The sequence below is a fragment of the Aeromonas sp. QDB03 genome (genome assembly GCF_027707985.1).
GTDB classification, from domain to species: Bacteria; Pseudomonadota; Gammaproteobacteria; order Enterobacterales; family Aeromonadaceae; genus Aeromonas; species Aeromonas hydrophila.
In genome coordinates this window covers 1-580 of record NZ_JAPCJG010000032.1, presented here as the reverse complement: position 1 = coordinate 580, position 580 = coordinate 1, and the positions used below count along the sequence as shown (strand labels likewise).

Sequence of the window (580 nt, the reverse complement as noted above, 5' to 3'; positions counted from 1 at the left end):
AAGGCATCCACCATGTACGCTTAGTCACTTAACCATACAACCCCAAGAAGTGTCGGTGAAACCGACGCAGCTTGTTGCTGTACAACAAGGACCAAATAAAATTTGGTTTTCGCCAAGAAGTTTCCAAAGCACTTGTAACAAATGTTTGAGAACTACTTTTTAAATCAGCTTTCCAGATTGTTAAAGAGCAAACTTCGTAAAGAAGTCAAAGACATAGACTGAACATGGCGTCCAATTCATGGCTTTTGCTTCTCGCAAATTCAGTACGGATTATGGTGGAGCTATGCGGGATCGAACCGCAGACCTCCTGCGTGCAAAGCAGGCGCTCTCCCAGCTGAGCTATAGCCCCGTAATCGAAGTGGTGGGTCTGAGTGGACTCGAACCACCGACCTCACCCTTATCAGGGGTGCGCTCTAACCACCTGAGCTACAGACCCACTTCGTGTACTGTCTCTAAACTTGAATCAAGGCAATCTGTGTGAACACTCAACAACTTCGTCATCATTAAGGTAAGGAGGTGATCCAACCCCAGGTTCCCCTAGGGTTACCTTGTTACGACTTCACCCCAGTCATGAATCACA

2 tRNA genes and 1 rRNA gene are annotated in these 580 nt (G+C 46.9%); all 3 read right to left on the bottom strand.

The features are described 5' to 3' along the window. Positions 1-273: 273 nt before the first annotated feature. Positions 274-349: transfer RNA gene (locus tag PG900_RS22980), tRNA-Ala, on the bottom strand. A 10-nt stretch (positions 350-359) separates the two neighbouring features. Next, positions 360-436, bottom strand: a tRNA-Ile gene (locus PG900_RS22975). 73 nt (positions 437-509) lie between these two features. Continuing rightward, a 16S ribosomal RNA gene (locus tag PG900_RS22970) occupies positions 510-580 on the bottom strand; the annotation flags it as partial.